The organism is Ferrithrix thermotolerans DSM 19514, from assembly GCF_900128965.1.
Classification (GTDB): domain Bacteria; phylum Actinomycetota; class Acidimicrobiia; order Acidimicrobiales; family Acidimicrobiaceae; genus Ferrithrix; species Ferrithrix thermotolerans.
The window spans coordinates 72243-93243 of sequence record NZ_FQUL01000001.1 but is presented as its reverse complement, the minus strand read 5'-3'; the positions used below and the strand labels follow the sequence as shown (position 1 = coordinate 93243).

18 protein-coding genes are annotated in these 21001 nt (G+C 50.4%); 11 read left to right on the top strand and 7 right to left on the bottom strand.

Translation table 11 applies throughout. From position 1 onward, the window contains the following. Positions 1-182: 182 nt before the first annotated feature. Genes BUA24_RS00465 through BUA24_RS00455 form a run of 3 tightly spaced genes read right to left on the bottom strand, consistent with a single transcriptional unit; the run spans position 183 to position 3296 of the window. A complete protein-coding gene (locus BUA24_RS00465; protein ID WP_084660024.1) occupies positions 183-836 on the bottom strand; it encodes a GNAT family N-acetyltransferase in 654 nt (217 codons plus the stop codon). Further along, a complete protein-coding gene (locus BUA24_RS00460; RefSeq protein ID WP_072787657.1) occupies positions 829-2160 on the bottom strand; it encodes a glycosyltransferase in 1332 nt (443 codons plus the stop codon). The genes BUA24_RS00465 and BUA24_RS00460 overlap by 8 nt, the downstream gene beginning before the upstream one ends. A gap of 26 nt (positions 2161-2186) precedes the next feature. Beyond that, complete coding sequence (locus BUA24_RS00455) at positions 2187-3296, bottom strand: NDMA-dependent alcohol dehydrogenase (protein ID WP_072787655.1); 1110 nt, start codon at positions 3294-3296, stop codon at positions 2187-2189. Positions 3297-3519: 223 nt separating this feature from the next. Here BUA24_RS00455 and dnaE point away from each other — a divergent pair, with 223 nt between their 5' ends. From dnaE to BUA24_RS00425, 6 genes are all read left to right on the top strand, one after another. Then, complete coding sequence (dnaE, locus tag BUA24_RS00450) at positions 3520-7083, top strand: DNA polymerase III subunit alpha (protein ID WP_072787654.1); 3564 nt, start codon at positions 3520-3522, stop codon at positions 7081-7083. Positions 7084-7182: 99 nt separating this feature from the next. Continuing rightward, complete coding sequence (locus BUA24_RS00445; RefSeq protein WP_072787652.1) at positions 7183-7860, top strand: hypothetical protein; 678 nt, start codon at positions 7183-7185, stop codon at positions 7858-7860. Positions 7861-7974: 114 nt separating this feature from the next. After that, complete coding sequence (locus BUA24_RS00440; RefSeq protein ID WP_072787651.1) at positions 7975-9348, top strand: amidase; 1374 nt, start codon at positions 7975-7977, stop codon at positions 9346-9348. A gap of 77 nt (positions 9349-9425) precedes the next feature. Further along, the gene (locus BUA24_RS00435; RefSeq protein ID WP_178138646.1) at positions 9426-10421 is read left to right on the top strand and encodes a helix-turn-helix domain-containing protein; all 996 of its coding nucleotides are present in this window, start codon (positions 9426-9428) and stop codon (positions 10419-10421) included. A 43-nt stretch (positions 10422-10464) separates the two neighbouring features. Continuing rightward, positions 10465-11412: an extracellular solute-binding protein gene (locus BUA24_RS00430; protein ID WP_084660021.1), complete on the top strand. Its 948-nt coding sequence runs from the start codon at positions 10465-10467 to the stop codon at positions 11410-11412. A gap of 8 nt (positions 11413-11420) precedes the next feature. Beyond that, positions 11421-13271, top strand: a complete 1851-nt coding sequence (locus BUA24_RS00425; protein WP_143146298.1) for an ATP-binding cassette domain-containing protein — start codon at positions 11421-11423, stop codon at positions 13269-13271. A gap of 52 nt (positions 13272-13323) precedes the next feature. Here BUA24_RS00425 and BUA24_RS00420 read toward each other — a convergent pair whose 3' ends face one another. Then, positions 13324-13836, bottom strand: a complete 513-nt coding sequence (locus tag BUA24_RS00420; protein WP_072787645.1) for a TetR/AcrR family transcriptional regulator — start codon at positions 13834-13836, stop codon at positions 13324-13326. A gap of 324 nt (positions 13837-14160) precedes the next feature. Between BUA24_RS00420 and BUA24_RS00415 the strand changes: the two genes are divergently transcribed. Genes BUA24_RS00415 through BUA24_RS00410 form a run of 3 tightly spaced genes read left to right on the top strand, consistent with a single transcriptional unit; the run spans position 14161 to position 14946 of the window. Further along, a complete protein-coding gene (locus tag BUA24_RS00415) occupies positions 14161-14625 on the top strand; it encodes a DUF1707 SHOCT-like domain-containing protein (RefSeq protein ID WP_178138645.1) in 465 nt (154 codons plus the stop codon). Continuing rightward, positions 14613-14738, top strand: coding sequence for a hypothetical protein (locus tag BUA24_RS13060; protein ID WP_272867267.1), 126 nt, complete (start codon positions 14613-14615; stop codon positions 14736-14738). Before BUA24_RS00415 ends, BUA24_RS13060 begins: the two co-directional genes overlap by 13 nt. A 4-nt stretch (positions 14739-14742) precedes the next feature. Beyond that, on the top strand, positions 14743-14946 hold the full coding sequence (locus BUA24_RS00410; protein WP_178138644.1) for a hypothetical protein: 204 nt from the start codon (positions 14743-14745) through the stop codon (positions 14944-14946). Positions 14947-14964: 18 nt separating this feature from the next. On the opposite strand, the gene BUA24_RS00405 is transcribed toward BUA24_RS00410, so the two are convergent. Continuing rightward, positions 14965-15537: a peroxidase-related enzyme gene (locus tag BUA24_RS00405; RefSeq protein WP_072787639.1), complete on the bottom strand. Its 573-nt coding sequence runs from the start codon at positions 15535-15537 to the stop codon at positions 14965-14967. A gap of 143 nt (positions 15538-15680) precedes the next feature. Between BUA24_RS00405 and BUA24_RS00400 the strand changes: the two genes are divergently transcribed. Next, positions 15681-16442, top strand: a complete 762-nt coding sequence (locus BUA24_RS00400) for an ABC transporter ATP-binding protein (protein WP_072787637.1) — start codon at positions 15681-15683, stop codon at positions 16440-16442. After that, the gene (locus BUA24_RS00395) at positions 16423-18030 is read left to right on the top strand and encodes a hypothetical protein (RefSeq protein WP_072787635.1); all 1608 of its coding nucleotides are present in this window, start codon (positions 16423-16425) and stop codon (positions 18028-18030) included. Before BUA24_RS00400 ends, BUA24_RS00395 begins: the two co-directional genes overlap by 20 nt. A gap of 61 nt (positions 18031-18091) precedes the next feature. Here BUA24_RS00395 and BUA24_RS00390 read toward each other — a convergent pair whose 3' ends face one another. Continuing rightward, complete coding sequence (locus BUA24_RS00390; protein WP_072787634.1) at positions 18092-18751, bottom strand: hypothetical protein; 660 nt, start codon at positions 18749-18751, stop codon at positions 18092-18094. Next, positions 18748-20763, bottom strand: coding sequence for a thioredoxin domain-containing protein (locus BUA24_RS00385; RefSeq protein ID WP_084660020.1), 2016 nt, complete (start codon positions 20761-20763; stop codon positions 18748-18750). Before BUA24_RS00385 ends, BUA24_RS00390 begins: the two co-directional genes overlap by 4 nt. Positions 20764-21001: the final 238 nt, after the last annotated feature.

Sequence of the window (21001 nt, the reverse complement as noted above, 5' to 3'; positions counted from 1 at the left end):
CGCCAGGAGAAGCTCTTATAAAGCCTTGATACTCTAGATGTGGTGATCGAGAGAAAATTGGCGTTGGAGTTGGTGTGCAACCAAAACTATTTAGGTCGAGGTGTCCTTCGTAGCGAGCCCCTCGGCATCGCTAGATGTGCACAGAGAGTCCGCTTTACAGATGTAGTTATAGACCGTCGTGTCTACTTCTTCAGAGATGTCGACTTGGTGATGGCGAAGATGTAGTGATCTTTCCAGTCGTCATCGATAAATAAAAGCCATCTCGCTAGTCCCTCTCGTCTGAACTTTAACTTTTCTACGACCCTTATCGATGCTGCGTTGCTCGGCATTATTGCAGCTTCCACACGGTGAAGACCAAGGACATCAAAGGCATACTTTACCAACAGACCGGCGGCTTCTGTGATATATCCACGATTCGTGTATCGCTGGTCTACAAAGTATCCAAGCGTGCTGCTCTGAGCAGCTCCCCTCTGTATGTTCCTCAAAGCGACACGTCCGATAAGTTCGTCTGAATCGCCTAGAAATACTCCAAATCCTGCTGCGGTACCGTTTGTGTAAGATCTTTGAAACTCGCGTATGATCTCAAGCTGCCCCTGTAAGGTGAAGTATCTTGGAGGAACAGGAGGGTCGTAGGGTTTGAAGAACTCCTTATTTCTAATCCTTATATCAAGCATCTTGGGGGCGTCTTTGTCTAAGAGTTGCCGAAGGTAGATATTCTCGCCCTTCAGCTCACTCTTGTCGTCAAAGGCGTGGGTGTGATGAGCTATCTTTTCCTCCTTACATTTATAAACTCTACTATTTCGACATCCTCGTTCACACAGTGAAGACTTAGGCAAGAATCTCCTGTGCAGCACCGAGTACCAATGAGGTGATGACTCCAAAGGAGTAACCTATGTCAGAAGCGATCATCTGAGTGAAGGGTTCTTGTGTCTTTGACCTCCACCTAAGGTACTTGATTGAGGCGGAAAGCAGTAGGAATCTACGGCACCTGGTCGAAAATAAAGACGCCAGGACCAAGGGAAGGATCCACACCCGAAGCCACAGCTCAGATATCTCCCTAAATACATCTTTGTATGCAGCTTTGGTTGCGATCTCTATACCCCCGCGATCCAGGTGGACGCCAAGTCTTTTAGCGTGCGCAAGGATACGCAATAGTCGTAGCAGGAGCTTGACAATCGCAGTTAGATCTGGACCGATTAGCAGGTTGGTGCCGATGAAGATAGCTCGATCTCTTGCGGTAAGAGGGAGAGTATGAACGCGATCTCTATGTTTTTTGTGAAGATCTGAGTAAGAAAGACCGTATCGAAAAGACTTTTCAAAGGCTCTAAGTGGATTAGGCGTGTCTTTGTGGAAGAACGTAGCTGAAGGAAGGTAGTAGATGCGACCGAGTCGGTGGAGCCTAAGGACAAGATCTACGTCTTCTCCCAAAAACAACGTGGGATCGAAACCCCCCGACTCCTCAAACGCACCTCTCCTTACGCACAGCGTTGCACTTGGTAAATAAGGGACATAAGGGCTTGGAACTGATGCAAAGACTGGTCCCATGTCGAGTTCGAAGTGGGTATCTCTCAAAAGATCGGTAGCGCTTCGTGAGCTTTTTGAGAGGATCCTTGGCGCAGACGCAACGACGTCTTGTGCTTCAAAAAGTGCTAGAACCGTTGAAAGCTGTCTGGACTCAAACTCCACGTCAGAGTCTACAAAGACAATAATATCGTTGATAAGAGTTGCAGCGCCAGTGTTTCTGGCAAACCCAGGTCCATGCGGTGTGGGTATCCTTACGTACGAGCCGCCGTAGGATCGAGTCAGGCGTAGAACCTCGTCGCCGTTTTTGGATCCGTCGTCCACTACAACCAGTGGCGCACATGTGGAAAACTTTCTGATTGAAGCGAGCGTGCGCTTCAGATCACAAGGGTTCGGATCTCTTGTCGGAACCACGAAACCGACGTCCTCTTGGGCACCATCAGATTCGGGTTCTAGGTATAAGACGGACTCCTCGATGAGCCGGGCTTCGGTGTTAGATATCTGATCTTTGACGTGTCGTTCGTAGTGGTAGGGGAAAGACTTTACAAGACCCAGGGGAAGAGACCGCAGTCCAATGGCTACTTGGTCTCCTACCCCCAGAATCTCTATAGCTGGACTTGCCTTGACTCTAATTGACACAAGACCTATCCGAAGTGACGTCTTTATTATTCAAAAAGGATCATCCCCCTGATATTTTTGCCGTCGCGCATGTCTTGATAACCCTCGTTTATCTGGTCCAGCGAGTACGTCTTTGTGACTAGTTCGTCTAGTTTCAAGACTCCCGACATGTACCACGAAAGTAGTTTCGGTATGTCGGCTCGTGGATTTGCAGATCCGAAAAGAGATCCTTTGATCTGTTTTTGATAAAGGGTCATATCCAATAAAGAGAGCGACACCTCGTTCTGACTCCAAGGTGCAATGGCGGTGACCACCACGGTGCCGTTTTTACCGACAACTGCCATGGTGGGTGCGACGAGATCTCCTGTTCCGACTCCGGTTGTTATAATAGCTACGTCTGCCATCTTCCCTCTGGTCAGATCTCCCATAAAGGACTGCACCTCAGAGAGATCTTTTGCAAAGTGTGTTGCTCCAAAGACCTTTGCCTGCTCAAGTTTGTAAGGAACGGGGTCCACCGCAACTATCTTTGCGGCCCCGGCGATCCTCGCTCCCTGGATGGCGTTGGAGCCAATTCCACCGCAGCCCACAACTACTACTGTGTCTCCGGCTTTGACTCCACCGGCGTATATGGCCGAGCCCACTCCTGTTGTTACTCCGCAGCCAACCAGAGACGCCTTGTCGAGCGGCACGTCGTTGTCTATCTTGATGACTGAGTCTTCGTGCGCTATGACGTAGGGTGAAAAAGTCCCTAAACAGCACATGGTCCCGATGTCAGCACCTCTTGTGTGGACTCGTTGACCACCGGCGAGTTCCTCCCCTGAGAGTATGTAAGCCCCCATCTCACAGAGATTTTGGTAACCCTTTGAACACGCTTCACACTTTCCACAGGAGGGTATGAACCCAAGAACTACATGGTCACCCTCTTTGATGTTCTTTACAGCGGATCCAACGGCTTCTACGACTCCTGCTCCCTCATGTCCTCCAACTATAGGAAGGGGGGAAGGCAGATCACCGGTAACGAGGTGCTCATCGGAGTGGCAAAGACCAGAAGAGGCGAGTTTTACCCTAACCTCGTTCGGCTTTGGGTCGTCGAGTTCTACTTCCTCGACGCTCCAAGGAGCGTTCATCTCCCATAATACGGCAGCTTGCGTTTTCATATCCCCTCCAATTGCTCGCAGATTTGCGCTTCACGTCGATGTTATCGCAAATGTCGACATTGTGAAAGGCGCATGTAGCTCCAGATTGCAAGGGCTTTATCGGTTTTGTGTTTCTAGCGGGACTAGAAGCTCTCTTTATCAAGTATTGGATCTTTCCAAATGTGGATAACGCAGCCTGGGTCTTATTGTGGTTACAGACACCTTTAGACTTCGGAGCGATTCAATGGGCAGTGATTCTTTCGTTCACCTACATACCCACACAGAGTACTCAATGCTCGACGGAGCAGCGAGGGTAAAAGACCTGATGAAGGCGGTCAGTGCAGACTCCCAACCGGCGCTTGCAATAACTGATCATGGAAACATGTACGGAGTTTTGGACTTTTACAAATCCGCTCGCTCCTTTGGTATAAATCCAATCATTGGGATCGAGGCGTACATGGCCCAGGAGCACCGAAGTGAACGCCCCACGAGACGCGGCAGGATAGATGATGGCGGTGGGGAGGGAGAAGGTGGTGAGAAGCTTTACTACCACCTGATTCTTCTCGCCGAGAACAACACCGGTTACAAGAACTTGGTACAGCTATCGTCTCTTGCGTATCTAGAGGGATATTACTACAAGCCTCGCATCGATTGGGAGTTGCTAGAGCGATACCATGAAGGTCTGATCGCAACCACAGGGTGCCTTGGCGGTCTAGTGCTCCAGTCCCTCCTAAGGGATGACTTCGAGGGTGCCAAGAAGATAGCAGGACGTCTGCAAGATATCTTTGGAAGAGAGAACCTCTTTATCGAGCTGCAAGACCATGGGATTATAGAACAAAGAAGAACCAATCCACAGCTAATTGAGATAGCGAAAGCACTTGGTGCTCCTCTTGTGGCGACTAACGACTCGCATTATACAAAAAGAGAGGACGCAGTGGTGCATGACGCGCTCTTGTGCGTGCAAACAGGTGCCCGACTATCTGATGAAAAAAGATTTCGCTTTGAGGGTGAAGAACACTATCTGAAGTCCGCTCTTGAGATGAGGGAGCTATTTAGAGAGGTTCCAGAGGCTTGCGACAACACCTTAGCCATAGCAGAACGATGCAACGTTGAGATCGAGTTCGGGCATCCCAAGCTCCCTGAGTTTGAGGTTCCTATTCAGTTTCAATCGGATAGCTACGAAAGCTCGGCGAGTGCGTTTCTAAGGCATCTAACTATGGAAGGCGCAAAGGCACGTTACGGAGACCCAGTTCCTCAGGAGGTTCTCGATAGGATCGAATATGAGCTGCGGGTCATCTCTGATATGGGATTCTCTGCTTACTTCTTGGTTGTTGGAGATCTAATCGCGCACGCCAAGAGCAGTGGAATCAGGGTTGGACCAGGGAGAGGCTCGGCGGCAGGGTGCTGCGTGGCTTACTGTCTTAGAATTGTAGATCTTGATCCGATCAAGTACGACCTTCTATTTGAGAGATTTCTAAACCCGGGACGCAAGCAGATGCCCGATATCGACATGGACTTCGATGAGCGTTTCCGTTCGGAGATGATACGCTACGCTTCCGAGCGCTACGGCTCTGACCACGTTGCTCAGATCGTGACCTTCTCAACCATCAAAGCGAGAGCAGCGGTGAGGGACGCCTCTCGTGTTCTAGCACTGCCTTACAGCATCGGAGACAAGATAGCCAAGGCGATGCCACCACTGATTCTAGGAAGAGACACGCCACTTGCGGCTTGTCTCGAACCTCAGGACGGCTACGAAGACGGATACAAGATGGCGGCTGAGCTCAGAGAGATGGTCGCCAACGATCCCGACGTTGCGAAGGTCGTAGGTCTGGCCAAAGGGCTTGAAGGTCTGAGGCGACAAGACGGAATCCACGCCGCAGCAGTGGTGATTACGAACGAACCACTTACCGAATACCTTCCGATACAGCGCAAACCTGATCCCGGGGTTGATCCTGAGCTAGCCCCGATCGTGACTCAGTACGAGATGCACGGCGTAGAGGAACTAGGTCTGTTGAAGATGGACTTTTTGGGTCTACGAACACTCTCTGTGATAGAAAGAGCTCTAGATGTAATCGAGGCATCTACCGGAGTCCGTCCAGATCTAGACCACATACCTCTAGATGACCCTAAGACCTTTGCGATGTTGCAGCGGGCAGATACTATCGGTGTGTTCCAGCTTGAAGGTGGTCCGATGCGCACGTTGGTCCGGTCTTTGGCGCCAACAGAGTTTCGCGATGTTGCAGCCTTGATAGCCCTTTATCGTCCAGGCCCAATGGCCGCAAACATGCACAACGACTATGCGGATAGGAAAAATGGACGCAAAGAGATCGAGTACCTCCATCCAGACCTAGAGCCGATCTTGGGCGACACCTACGGACTTATGATCTACCAGGAGTCGGTGATGAGGGTGGCCCAGCGCTTTGCTGGTTACTCCCTCGAGGAAGCGGACAACCTGCGAAAGGCTTGTGGGAAGAAAATTCGGGCTCTAATTGCAGCCGAACGAGAAAAGTTCGTGAAGGGCTGTATCGATACCGGTTACGGTGAAGAGCTAGGGACTGCGTTGTTCGATATCATTGAGCCATTTGCAGACTATGCATTTAACAAGAGTCACTCCTATGGTTACGGTCTTGTCACCTATCAGACCGCTTGGTTAAAGGCAAACTACACGGTCCAGTATTTGGCTGCACTTTTAACCTCGGTCAAAGATGATAAGGACAAGACAGCCCTTTACCTAAATGAGGCATCTGCACAAGGAATAGAGGTGCTGGTACCAGATGTCAACGCCTCCATGGCAGACTTTACCGTTGTCAAGACCCAAGACGAAAAGCTCGGGATCTCCTTTGGCTTGGCTGCAATTAGAAACGTAGGCGAAGCCCTCGTCTCGCTGATAGTTGGGGAACGTGAAGCAAACGGACCCTATCAGTCCTTTGCAGACTTTGTCATGCGCTCAGATCCGGTGGTGTTGAACAAGCGGGCCGTAGAGTCCTTGATCAAGGCGGGAGCATTCGACTCTTTAGGCTCTAGTCGTAAGGGGCTCCTCAACGTCTATGAGTCTGCGATCTCCAAGGCACTCGATATGAAGAGACAGGCCGCAAAGGGAGTCTTTTCGCTCTTTGATCCAATCGATGAGGACGATAAGTTTATACCTACGCTTGAGATCGAGATTCCAAGGGAAGAATGGGGTCAAAAAGAGCTCCTCGCCTATGAGAAAGAGATGCTTGGTCTATACGTTTCGAACCATCCTTTGAAGGGATACGAGGAGGTGTTGAGACGGAGCGCCTCGACCACTATCCATTCGTTAAAAGAGCAGGTTGAGTCGGGATCGAAAGAAGAGATCGTAACCGTTGCTGGAATTGCGACAGCACTCTCTCGACGTTACACTAAGCGGGGAGAACTTATGGCAAACTTTGTACTTGAAGATCTTGAGTCACAGATCGATGTCTTTGTGTTTCCAAAGACCATGGCCGAGTTCAGTCACATTCTTGAAGAAGACACGGCGTACTTGGTAAAAGGAAAGCTTGACACCCGTGAAGAAGAGGCCAAGCTCGTCGCTGTTGAACTCAAGGTGCTCGAACTCAACCAGGAGATCCCACCGGTCGTGCAAAGAATAAGTCTATCTAAGGTGCAGGCCTCTTTAGAGTCCCTGGAGCGTCTAAAGTCTCTAATCGTTGAACACAAAGGAGACATTCCACTCAGGCTGAGCGTCGACGACAAGGTATTCCTACTTGACAAGGAGTTTTGGGTCGATGGTTCTCCTAACTTTGTTGGGGCTGTAAGGGAACTATTCGGAGCCCAGTCTTTCGCCTGAGGTATCGATATCCCTATTGTGACCCTTAGCTACTGCGAAGTAGCGCAAACAGTGGTAGCATGGAGGGTAACGTTCACGGAAAATAGGAGTAGCTCAAAAATGGCTATTGACGTAACGACCGGCGACGCAATCACTGTGGGAGACGCAGAACTTGCAGGCTTCGCAGAGCTCGCTTTATCTAGGGGAGCTGGTTTTGATATAGGGTTCCTTTCAAAACTGCGTGAAGACTGGGTGCTGTGTTCCTACATTCGCCAAGATGGTGAACTCTGTGGGTTTGTCTTTTACACCCTTGAGAGAATCGGCGGAACCCCTTGTATCTTGATCGGACTCTCAGTAACCAAACAGGGTGACTATGAGAAGGACTACCTCTATGAGTTGCTTGCGGAGCAGTACAGAAAGGCTCTCTTAGCCTTTCCGGACGAGGACGTCTTAGTCGGGGTGCGAATGGTCTCTCCTGACGGATATGATCTCTACGGTGGCCTCGAAGATATCGTCCCCAGACCCTCGCACAAGCCTACCGGCGAGGAGAGAGCTTGGGCTAGAAGGCTTGCGAAGCGTTACGGTGCTGAGTCACAGCTAGACGACAAGACCTTTGTAATAAAAGGCGACGCCTCAGCGGTTGGTTACTTGGTCTATGGAGATCTAAGAAACAGGGACCTAAGCGGATATGGACAGTTCTTTGAGGGGGTAGACGGCGACAACTGCGACTCTTTGGTCGTCTTTGGCTGGGCGATGGCTGAGAAGCTAGCGGACGGCCTCCTTCCTCCACAGGGATAGTTGACTAAGCCGGAGGTCGCAGGTGCGACTCGATCGCCAACTTGCATGTACATGGGACTCAGCCGAGTTGACGCGAAGACCTTGTTCACCTCTTTCTTTTATGGGTAAGCGACTGTGTTCTTAGGACTAGACGTTGTTGAACTTGTCGACTTGGTAAACAGTAAAAAGCTATCTGCTAGGGAGTTGGTGGAGGCAGCAGGCAAAGAGATCGCTGAAAGGAACCCCACCTACAAGGCCTTTACAGCTCTTGATATCGATCGGGCTTTTGACAGGGCGAGGTTCATCGACGAGGAGGTCGTTTCAGGTAGGGCCTATGGACGACTTCTTGGGCTGCCCTTTGGAGTAAAGGACCTAGAAGACGCAGAGGGGTTTGTGACCACAAAGGGTTCAAGACTCTATGTAAGAACAGAGAGGTCGAAGACGTCTTCCCCCATGGTTGAGCGGCTCATCCGACAAGGGGCGATCGTTGTCGGAAAGACGAATACTCCAGAGTTTGGTCTTAGGTCCGAGACTAACAACGCTCTTTTTGGTTCCGTCAGAAGTCCATTGGATCTATCTCGCTCCGCAGGGGGTTCGTCTGGGGGTTCTGCCGCCGCTGTTGGAGCATCGATGGTGCCGTTCGCAACAGGGTCTGATGGTGGAGGCTCTATACGCATACCCTCTGCGGCGTGTGGCCTATCGGGATTTAAGTGTTCTATCGGGGTGGTCCCTACAGCCTTGGCGAGAGGATCTTGGAGCGACCTCTCATCGGTTGGGCCGATGGCATCGACATTAAAAGAGGTGGCGTACCTGCTCGATGAGGTAGCTGGTCCAGACTTACGTGACTTTAAGAGCCGGCCGCTTCCAAAAGGATTTTTTTACATGAACTGGGCTTCTCGAAAGATGCCCTCATCTGTCTTAGCCTCAAAGACGCTTGGTTATGGCAACGTATCGGAGGAGGTCTCTTCTCTCTTTGAAGAGGCGGTACTAGACCTATCTAACAACGGTGTAGAGGTCACCTGGTGCGAAGACCTCTTTGAAGAAGATCCAGTACATCCCTATATGACTATGGCCCTGACTTATACGCTTGCATCGCTCCGTAGTGATTTAGATGACGCTTTGGGGTGGGAGACGATTGAGCCTCTTAGTAGAAGATGGCTTGAATCTGTCATCGATCTGAGGGCTGATCAGCTATTAGAGGCTCAGTACCTATGTGGCACCATCTACCAGAGGCTGCTAGAAAAGATGAAAGGGTACGATCTCTTAGTAACTCCGACTACCGCCCAACTCCCGCCTCATTTAGACAAGGATCTAGGTGAAGAGGTAAGCGAGGTCAACTGGGTGCAGTTTACCTACCCCTTCAACATGGCGAGAGTACCTGTTGCGACCGTACCCTATCGAGGTTCAAATGAATCGTATCCGATCGGTGTCCAGCTAGTCGGTCGGTTTGGCTACGACCTGGAACTCATGGCTTACGCTTCATACGTGGAGGAAGTCCTAGCGGATTAATTGAGATATGTCATGTAGACATGACAAAAGCGACAATGCTGTCGTGTCGGCTTGACAAAAATGCTAGTATCTCTCGTGTGACGAGCATCCGGGAGAGACGGGAGAGACTGAGCCTGACCCAGGCCGAGGTAGCTAGAGCGGTCGGGGTGTCGCGTCAGGCATACGTAGCAATTGAGTCCAAAAGTGCGACTCCTAGGGTTGATGTTGCTCTGAAGGTGGCGAGTGTTCTCGGCTGTTCTGTGGAAGAACTCTTCTTAGAGCCCGGCCGACAAAAAGCTGTCGCTACAGCCTCAGTGGCAAAGAGACTCATGGTGGTAGATATAGCGGGAGAGCGAAGGTATGTCGAGGTTGGGGTTGAGCTAGGCGATCTCTCTGCCTGTGCGGACGCTATGGGAGTGGTAAAAGATGGAGAGATTCGAGAGGTCATGTCAACCGGCTGGGACTCGGTCCTCTTTAGCGGTTGTGATCCAGTGCTCGGACTTTTATCGAGCTACCTAGAAGATACGACCACAAAGACCCATCATCGTTGGATGAATAGGACTAATACAGAAGCACTATCCTGCCTTCTCTCTCATGAAGCTCACTTCGCTGTGATGCATCACTCCTGCACGAAAGACTTCACTTTTGAAGGGCTAAGTGAGCTCCCGCTCTCTGAATGGGAGCTCGTCCTAGCCTTTCGTCCGGGTTATAGAGGTGGAAGATCTCTTGAAGATCTAGTTGGTACAAGTGTTGTGTTTGCTGGTCGCCCCAAGGGGTCGGGTGTCTTTGACTTTCTTAGCATGCACCCCTCCTTGGATGGTTGTGAACCCAGCGGAGTCTTTGGAAGGTATCTCTCACTGAAGGATCACGAACAGGTTGCGTCTGCTCTATCTCTTTCTTTGGCGGACGTTGGAGTGACATCTCTAGCAGCCGCAAAAGCACGCACGCTTGAATTTACAACCATAGACCTGCAAAAGAGTCGACTTCTCTACGATCCCAAGGCCGTGGATCCTTCCCTGGTTGAAAAGGTAGGGGAGACCGTCTCATCGCGAAGATTCCGACTTGAGCTTACTGCTCTGTCTGGGTACCGCTAGCGGTTTGGCATATTGCGTTTTATATAGTTGAAAGGTTAGATAGGTGGGATTAGCTTCTTTGTCTTCGTTTAGATTCATGGCACTGTCTTCGTTGCTTTTTGGTGGCGTTGTTGTAAGTGCATGTGGAAACGGTGCACCGGCTGCTTCTTCGACCACTTCAAGTTCCAGTGCGCCGGTGAGTTTATCTATCATAAAAGGATCTGGTCCGGTGGATGTCCTCTATGCAGGTTCGCTGGTAGGAGCTATGACAAAGGTAATTGCCCCTGCTTTCGATAGAGCGACTGGGTTTACCTTTCAGGGTCTACCAGGCGGTGCTTCTGCACTGGCGAATGAGATCAAAGACGAGGTGGAGGTAGCTGATGTGTTTATATCGGCCTCTCCCAAGGTCGATAAGACCTTAGAGGGTTCCGCAAATGGAAACTGGGTTAACTGGTATCTGTATCTAGCTAAGGCACCCTTGGTAATTGGGTACAACCCTCACTCTTCTTTCGTGCAACAGCTAAAGACCAAACCATGGTACGAGGTTATGCAAGAGAAGAGATTTCTCCTGGGTCGAACCGACCCTAAGCTTGATCCAAAAGGCGTCTTGACGATCAAGTTGGTCGATGTAGAGGCAGCACGGTTGCACGACCCTTCTTTGTCATCCAACATACTTGGTTCTACGGAGAACCCCGCTCAGGTCTTTCCGGAGGAGACCCTTGTGTCACGGCTTGAGGCTGGTCAGTTAGACGCCGGCTTCTTCTATTCCAACGAAGCTGCACTAGCTAAGATCCCCACTATCTCGACCGGTGTGAACCTTGGCGCGACCTTTACCGTTACTGTGGTAAAGGGGTCACCACATCGTGCCGGGGCCTCGTCCTTTATTCAGTTCCTGTACTCTTTTGAAGGTCAAAAACTTCTAAAGGAAGTCGGATTGACGGTTACCGCTCCAAAGCTCTCTGGTTCAAAAAGTGATCTACCTGCGGCACTGCGCTCAATCGTGGGAGGTTGAATAAAGGGTTGAAAACCTCAAAGCAGTCTTTGGGCCACAAGGAGGGTCTGCTCGGAGTTCTGTCAAGTCTTGGGGTGCTCTACATCGCTGTTCCTATGGCGGCCTTTTTCTTCTTCGTTGCGTCAAACTGGCGGGAGATCACCTTTGCCGGTGTCTCTTCTGCGGCTTATGTATCTGTCGGTGCTACTACTCTTGCAACTGTATTAGACGCCGTCCTTGCGATCCCTTTGGCGTACCTAGTTGCGACCTCGTCCTCGAGCTTTATGAGACTGCTTGGGAATCTTATCCGTCTACCCCTGGGACTTCCTCCTTTGGTTGCAGGTGTTATGCTCCTTTTGGCATTTGGTCCCTACACCTTGGTGGGAAGAGCGTTCAATGGGTCTTTGGTAAACTCATTTGCTGCCGTTACGCTCGCTCAGTTGTTCGTCTCCCTGCCTTTCGTCTTTGAGATCGCCCGGTCAGCGTTCAAAGCCGATGGACCACTATCGGCGGCCGTCGCTTCGACGCTAGGGTTTTCAAAGACGAAGGCATTTTTGTACTTTGCGTCTGTGGAGAACTGGCCCCAGCTTAGAAGTGCTTTAGCACTCGGGTGGTTGAGGGCTTTTGGGGAGTTCGGAGCAACGATCTTGGTGGCGTATCACCCTTACTCTCTTCCGATCTTCACCTATGTACAGTTTTCAGGTTTCGGAGTCCCTTCCGCCGTGGGCACAGTGCTGGTCACGTTGTTGTTTGGAGCTTTGGGATCGTTGTTCTTCCTCTCTATCCCATCTCCTAGGGCTTTACTTTGGAGGATGAAGAGGGAGAAGAAAAGGCTCAAGGATCCAACACCAACTGCGCCACATCCCATCTCGTTTTCCATAGAGGGCTCTGTAGATGGTTTTTCGCTAAGGCTCTCGCACTCTGGCTCTGCGGCTCTGTCTATTTTGGGATTTTCAGGTTCAGGGAAGTCGCTAGCTATATCGTATCTCGCTGGAGCATCGTTGTTCAAAGAGGTGTCGAGTACAAGCTATCTCCAGATCGGGGAGTCAAAAGGAACGACCAGGGCGGGATATCTTGGCCCATACCGTGTTAGCTGGGTTCCTCAAGTCTCCTATCTCTCAAGGGGATATCGGGTATACGAAGAACTAGAGTTGATCAGGCGCGAAAATGGGGTGAGTCAAGACCACCTCTTTGAGCTTGTCGATCACTTTGGCGTGAAAGACCTTCTTTATCGGGAAGGGAGACAACTTTCAGGAGGGCAGCGCCAGCTTGTTGCCCTAGTCCGTGCATTTTTGGTGTATCCAGATCTTGTTCTGATGGATGAGCCCTTCTCTGCATTGGACTTTGCCCTTAGGAAAAGAGTCCAGAGGAAGGTTGCTCTGTGGCTACAGCAAAGAAGTGTCTCCTCTATTCTCGTTACCCACGACCCAGAAGAAGCGGTCATCCTTTGCGAGGAGATACTCTGTGTCTCAAACGGAGAGAAGGTCTCATCTGGTGGTGCAAGCGAGGTGTTTGACGAACCAGGGAGGATCGAAACAGCGGCGGTAGTGGGTATCGATAACGTATTTCCCCGTGAGTACCTAGACACCTTGGACTTCGAGGTGACCTGTGAGTTAGCGGAAGATACCCGTGCTCTTGGGGTAAGGGCCCATGCGATAGACGTGCGCTATGAGAAAGATGCTGGTTTGTTCCAAAAAGAGATGCTGTTCGTGGCTAGCGCTCGGGTCAGTCTCTGTACGACCTTGGGCAAAAGAGTTAGAGTTCTGCTGTCAGTCGAGGGATTAGTCGATGAGGTGGTTGCAGATCTTGAGTCACCTTCCAGGTTTGAGGTGGGTGATAAGGTGTTTTTCTCGATAAAAGAGGGCGTTGAGTTAAAGTGAGCACATCAACGAAGATGCAGGTTCGTCTCTTTTCCTATCAATGTGCAAGCGTCTAGAGGTTTTGTGCTGTATCTTCAGTAAGCGCTAAAGACAGAAGGATTTCCCCAAATACCGCCCGAATCTCAGCTTCTACAAAGCCGGACTCCGATACCGATCTAGGCAGTTTCATGCTAAGGGTTTCGGTCCACACGTTCACTATCTCCTGGAGGTATTTGCGTCGGTGCAAGGTGTCAAAGGGAACTGAGAGAGCGTACTCGACGTAGGCCTTAAAGGTGTCTTTGTAACGTTTGACATGTGTCTCGATGATATGGGATGCTTCCGAAGCATCTTTTGCATCTCCTATCACTTCTGCAAGCGACTCTAGTTCCTGTGTCTTTAGTTCATCCATTATGAGCTGCAGCAGTCTAGAAGAGGTTCCAAAGTGGTATAGGAGATTGCGCGCCGAGGTGTCTAGATGTGCCGCTAGTGGCCTGAGACTCAAAGTGGCGACTCCGTTTGTAAGAATGTATGGAATCGACTCCTGAACAAGCTCCCGCTTTCGATTTGGATCTGGATTTCTGCCCATAGCCTTTCCTTTCAGGGTTAGGCTTCTCACTTGCGTTATTCGGTTGCCTGAATACTTCAAGGCTACCACAGTCGCTAACCCAAATGGTTGGTTCTACTTGAGTTTTCCCGCTGCAAGCTTAGAAATTGAGAAGTGAAGCTATCTATAGCGCGTGGCGCCTGAGCTGATCCGCATACTTATGCACGCTTGTCGTATAAGAGTACTAATTTCTTTGAAGCCACAGAGTCCATCTTGGATCTGGTAGCTAATCAAGATCCAAGTGTTCTTCTAAGGATCTAGATGACTCTCATGAAATATTTTTTTCGATTCGCTATATTGAATCTTATGGCTAACGATTGGATGAGCTTAAGAGCCTCTCAAGACGACAGGGTCGAGGTGGAGGCACACCTACAGATCGCTTACCGAGAAGGGCGTTTAGATCTCTCAGAGTTTGAGGACAGACTTGAGAGAGTGCATCGGTCCGTGACCTATAGCGATCTTATGGAATTAGTGGTCGATCTTCCAAAAGGGGAGGAGTTGGTGCAGCGTCTCGGTGGGTACGTCGCAGAGTCGAAACCACTGGCCATGATGTACCCTACCTATCCAAGCGAGCCGCAAAGGCGGCTCGTAGGGGGAGGCTCTGTGGCGATGGTTGCCTTGGCAATCTTTATGTTTCCAATCTTGACAACACTAATGTTTGCTGCTGCGCCAGCTCTACACTTTGCATTCCCTTTGCTTGCATTTGGTTGGTTCTTTGGGGTGTTGCGTATGGGCAGAAGATCGAGGCGGAGAAGCAGATGGTATCGCTAGTACTGGCGGGAATCATGATTGCCGGCGCCATAACCTTTATTCGTAAGTACTCCGACACGCCTTTTTTGGTAACGAAGGATATATCGGCAGGTGCCTCTAGAGAAAGTAGGTAAGTGAATGATGAAAAAGCTTCTTATGGCTGGTGCTGCAGTAGTTGTGGTGCTCTTTGTCGGGTCAATAGTGCTTTCATTCGCCTCATTAGCCTTTCACATCCTTGAGATAGGAGCTATAGCCGTGGCGGCTGTGGGTGGCTATAGGATTCTAAAGAGGCGAGGGTCCAAGCGTCTTGGTGCCGCCAACTCAGACAAGTATCTGAGATGAGCCAGTAATCATGTGTATCTATCTCCCCATGGCGTAAAACTCACGGTTCGGCAGCAGGTTTGAGAAGCCAGCAAGTCTGTTCGAGAGGGCAAAGAAGGCTGCGAGAGATCCGATCACCCAGATGTCGTCATCACTAAATCCATGTTCGTATAGAGGTTCAAAGTCATCAGGAACTACTTCGTTAGCGTGTAGTGAGACCTTGTGTGCAAAGCGAAGCATTACACGTTCTCGTGCTGTAATATCCGCCTTCTCAAAGTCAACTGCAAGCTGATCTGAGATTATAGAGTCCTTAGAGCGGACTCTCAGGATAGCGCCGTGTGCGACGACGCAGTACATACAGTTGTTAGCTGCAGAGGTCGAGACGATAATCATCTCCTTCTCTGCCTTGGATAAAGACCCCTCGGCATTTAGGAGTGCGTCGTGATACCTAAAGAAAGCCCGGAACTCTTCAGGGCGCCTAGCCAGTGCTAAGAAAACATTTGGGGTAAAGCCCGATCGCTCGGTGACCTTTACGACTGTATCTTTTACGTCTTCGTCTGCGACCTCGTCGATGGTCGGTAGTGATCCAAACCAATAAGGTACCTTTGTCATGTCTCCTCCCCTTATTCGTCATCTTAGCACCCCCAAAAATCTTGCCAGCTCGGAACGACGGCTGTAAAGATGGCGTAAGTGGTTACCGATCTGCTCCTTTACGTGCTTGATCGGCGCCCGCCTTACCATGTAGAGTAGAGTCTATGTCAATCTCCATCGACTTGCTTGTGGCTGAGTCGTTGTATCAAAGCTATGCAGACAAGGTTGTCTTAGATGGTCTTTCTCTAAACGTTGAAGCTGGGGAGATCCACGGCTTGTTAGGTGCAAACGGAGCTGGAAAGACAACGACCCTGAACATATTGGCAGGACTAGTACCACCTAAGTCAGGGAACGTCTATGTTTGTGGCAAAGCGGTATGGCCCAGACCCGAGTCGATCAAAGCGCTGGTTGGTTTTGTCGCTGACGAACCGATCTTCATTCCCAACCTAAGCGCCTTCGAGCACGCCTCGCTCTTTGCACGTTGTTTTGGATTTGGACGTGCTTCGAAGGATCGGGCAGAGGAGGTCTTGTCCTTGGTCGGTCTTTTAGAGACAAAAGATTCAAGAGTTGAAGAGTTGTCGAGGGGGATGAAGAAGAGACTGGCTCTTGCTCTAGCTTTAGTCGCACGCCCAAAGGTTCTTCTTCTGGATGAGCCTACAGTAGGGCTCGATCCGATGTGGATACGTAAAGTCAAGGATCTGTTGTGTAAATTTAAGGAGGAGGGTCTTGCAATAGTATTTTCAAGCCATCTGCTTGAGTTGGTGGAGTCGGTGGTAGATCGGGTGACTGTTCTGAAAGCTGGAAGGGTTATCGGCTCTGGAATACTCGACGACCTTCGAGATCAGGCCTCCGTAGACGAAAAGGCTGATCTTGAAAGGGTTTTCTTTGCTCTAACGGATCCTGAAGATGTACCAACGGGGGACTAAGGCGCCGCTTAGTACCTACTCGAGTTGGCTACTTGCTCAGTCCGTGGTGGTTTCGACTCTAAGGGGCGGTAGGACTAACGGTGGGACGGGATCTGTAGCCATCCGGTTTTTCATCTCTCTCGGCCTGCTGATAGTGCTTGCTTTAGTGATCGTCTCTTTCGTTGTCTCGCAGCCAAGCCGAAACTTTCACGGTCTGACTCAACGTAGCGTTGCATACGTGGTGTTTGTAGACCTATCGGTGTTGGCCAACTTGATCGCGGCGGTTCGAACCGTTGTAAATGTGGTATCGATGCGTCAGGATTCCATGGTGGCTAAGCTGCTGCCGATCCATCGGGGAAGGTTCAACCTAGCCTATCTCCTGGGAGCAACCCTAAATCCTGTATTGGTATCTTTTACTATCTCAGTTGCAATCGGAGTCTATCTCCTCTACGAGATTGGAGATCCCCTTTATGGTTATGTCTTGGTTTTGAGCGAAACGCTGTCCCTGGTAGCTAGCTGCTTGGCAGTGGTAATCCTGCTCAGTGTGGCTGTTATAAGGCACACAAAAGGTGGGATCCAAAGCTTGTTGATAACACTGCTTACTTTGCCCCTACTTGGGATCTATGGGGCAACGATAGGGTCTTTGGGAGGTGGAGTCGCTCTTACAAGGCTGGGTGCCTATCTCCATCCTTACGACACATGGCTATGTCTCTTTCCTCAGGGATCACTGATATCGATCGCTATGGGTCGTCCGATCTGGCTTACCTTCCTCTATGCGCTACTACATCTGTCGGTGGCGGTTGTTCTTCTTCAGGTTGCGATGTCCAAACTCGGTCGAGCAACTCTAAAGCCGACTGAGCAAAGGACTACAAGAAGACGAAACTCAGCCTCCTCCTATGTAACCACTGCTGTAAACCCCGGCTCGTTGATTCTGGAGGTAATGAGCCGCCGAGAGGGCTTTGCTGCACAGCTCAGCGCTTTTTTGCGATCGATCGTCCGGGATCCGGTCGGTATGTCTGTGGCCTTTTCTTACCTTTCCCCGCTGGCGCTGATGCTGATAATTGGCCTTTCTCGGCCGCTTGACGCCCCTGAGCTTTTTCTGGCCTTGTTCTCATCGATATCCCTTCTGCGCAGCGTGTCTTTGTGGAGTTTTCGACTGACTCCGACTCTCATCCTCACACCGATAGGTACAGGGGCGATCGCATACTTCTTTGTATTTTGGCTGGCGGTAACATCCCTATTTGGATCTGTCATCTCCCTTGTCGTCTTTGTGAACGTGGGTGCTCTTTCCGATCTGATTCGAAGCGCCTCCGTAGCACTTGCTTGTTATGTAGTGGGAACCGTTGCGATAGCGGGAGTCCTGTATTTTCCAAGAGACAACCCAATTAGCTGGTCAAGCCGGGTTACGATTTGGGGAACCCTGCTACCTTTCTTTGCAGTGTCGGTAGTTGGATCGGTCCTAGGTGTGGCGGCTGTATTTGGGGTCAATGCCGAGGCAGTAGCGCTCATTGGGGTCTTAGGTGTGGCGATCTATGTAACGATATGGCTATTTCGCCGAGGTTCTTCGATGTACATCGAACTTTCTCGAAAGATCATATCACAGGGGTGACGCTGGGCTAATCTCTCTTGTGCGGTAGTTAGGTTAGTTGAAGATATGAGATGACCTACTCTTACAGTAGTGCCACGGCTAGTTTCTTGCAGTACCCTTCCTCCGGGGTTGTATAGGCTAGGACGAGGAAGGATGGATAAAAACCTAAGAGCAGTTTTATCTGCTTCTTGCTGATCATGCGGTCCACAACCTCTACTTTGAGCTTCGATCTTAAAGTTTCAGAGAGAGGGTAGCTCTGAAAGACACCGTTCCATTTAAAGCCGATATGATCCTTATTGTCCCGGCCGTCTTTAAAGATTGCAACCTTGTTCTCAAGATGTACTACACAGACCGAAGGGGTTGAACCATCGAACAGAGAGTATGAGGTGGAAAGTCCATGACGCCAAAGCGGGGGACTTGAGGTACTAAGAGATACAGACCTAAGACTCTTCCTCAGTCTACGCATAGATAGAGGTTTTTTATCGTAGAAGAAAAAGTCCCGGGCCGTTATGAGCTCTGGTCTGGCCTGGTCGGTTATGGTGTCGTCTCTGATGTCTACAAGATCAACGAGCGAACCTGTACCTAAAACAGAGTCATCGAAACTTCGTTGCGTCAGGTAAACCCGTACGACCCTTGAACCAGCCTTGTCTAGGAGAAGGTGCTCGTCGCCTATCAAAGATAGCCATATATATTCGCCACCCCCAGACCTCTTTTTGTCGGCCTCTGGCTTCTGCTGGATCAACCTAACATCCCTTCTAGTTCGTCTAAGTCCTGTGTAGGTTGTTTACAGGAGTATCCTTCACATAGGTATGCATACCTTTCGTCACGACCTTCGTACAAAGGACCTTCTCCGAAGGATCCTATACACAGCAGCGTATTTGGGAGATACATCTTTTTTACCGACTCGATCAGGTCGTTCGGGGCTTGATCTCCTATCACAAGCTCGTTTAACCCTCCTTCAGCTTCATAGGCGGCCAGTGCAAAGGTTGCGGTTCCTGACGCTGAGTGTTGAGCAACCTTCTTGCCCCAACTTATGCAGCTTTGAAGGACGGAGTTCAGGGTCGGATCGTCTGTGACTCTGGCGATACGAACGATACTTCTTAGCAGTACTGAGTTAGATGATGGTGTTGCTCCATCGAGAATCTCTTTAGGGTTGGCGATTAGCGTGGTTTCCTTATCTGCTAGGTAGAATCCACCTTCATCGGTGTCGTAGTAGTGATCGATAGCGAAGCGAACAAAAGAGCTAGCCAGATCTACGTATCGATGTTCGGCGGTCGCAAAGAAAGCCTCAAGCAGAGCCGACGAGATATGAGCGTAGTCTGAAAGGTAACCGCCTGGTGAGCTACTTCCTTCGTAAGAGGAGTGTATAAGGCTGAAGCTCTCGTTGCAGTGGTTCTCAAGAAGGAAGTGAAGGACCTCTGTGGCTTCTTTAATGAAGTCAGGACGCCCTAAAGCTCTGCCAGCGTAAAACAAAGCACCTGCCCACATAGCGTTCCACTCCGTCAACACCTTCTTGTCGATCTCGGGAGGCACTCTGAGTCGCCTGTACTGCTCAAGACGCGCAATTGACCTAGCGGTCGCCTCTGAAGGTACCATCGGTCCGTCGGGACCACGGTGCAAGATATTGCTTCCCTCGAAGTTTCCAGCTTTGGTTACACCAAAGTCCCCGATGAAGCTAGCGGCATCTTCCCCGAGCACCTCCTCGATCTCGGCCTCCCTAAAGAGGTAGTAGGCTCCTTCTTCGCCTTCAGAGTCTGCATCCTGCGAAGAGTAGACGGCCCCATCGCCTCGATAAAGGGTCTGTGAAACGTAGTGATGGATCCTGTTGATTACGTAAAGGTCGGCCAAATCCTTGGTTAGAAGGTAGTGAGAGGTGGCCGCTCGCAGAAGGCCCGCCTGGTCATATAGCATCTTTTCAAAGTGTGGTACTATCCAGAACCGATCAGTCGAGTAGCGAAAAAGCCCGCCGCCTATGTGGTCAAAGACTCCACCCCGATATATCTTGTCCAGAGTATGCGTCGCTGCATCTAGGGCGGTGTGGTCTTTTGTTACCCTGAAGTGATTCAACAGGAGTTCAACAACGGCAGGTTGGGGAAACTTTGGGGCTCGTCCAAAGCCGCCCCACTCTTTGTCGTATACGCTTAGGAACTCAGAGACGGATCTCTGCACCGCTTCGTAAGGATCGTTATATTCGTCGACCTTTATGGATGCGCCGGCATAGGTAGAACGAGCTCTTATGGCTTTAGTGATCCGTTCTGCTTCGTCTATTAGCTCGCTTCGTCGGTCGTTCCAAGCTTTTGAAACCGCCTCGAGTATCTGCATGAGTCCGGGCATAGAGCCTCTGGGGTGTTTTGGAAGGTATGTGGCTGCAAAGAAGGGCCTTCCATCGGGGGTGGCAAAGATGGTCATGGGCCAACCCCCAGAGCCGGACATCGCTTGCAAGGCTTCCATGTAGATCGCATCGATGTCCGGCCGCTCCTCTCTGTCGACCTTTATCGGAATAGTGGTCGAGTTGATTAGAGCCGCTACCTCGATGTCTTCGAAGCACTCGTTCTCCATGACATGACACCAGTGGCACGATGAGTATCCTATCGATATAAATAGCGGTAGATCCTTTGTCCTTGCCTCTAGTAGTGCTTCATCGGAGAACGGCCACCAGTCAACTGGGTTGTGGGCATGATGCTGTAGATAGGGAGACAAAGCCCCCTCTAATCTCTTTGCGGAAGCTCCCTGCGGCTGGTCGTTATCGTGCATAGTTCAAGGTTAGATGATAATTTGCGATCGTTAGCTGCGAGCTTTTTGAGATGTGCGGACTTTGGTAGCTTTGAAGCTCTGGTTCAGCTTTTCGCTTCAGTCCAAAGCGTGCAGATGTATCTGTCGATGGGGAAGAGATTGGAAACAGTACGAATCAGTGACTTTAGCTCAGCTAATCCTTAGGGATCACTTCCCATCGCCGTGACTAACGCTGCGTCTAGGAAACTCCATTATCCAA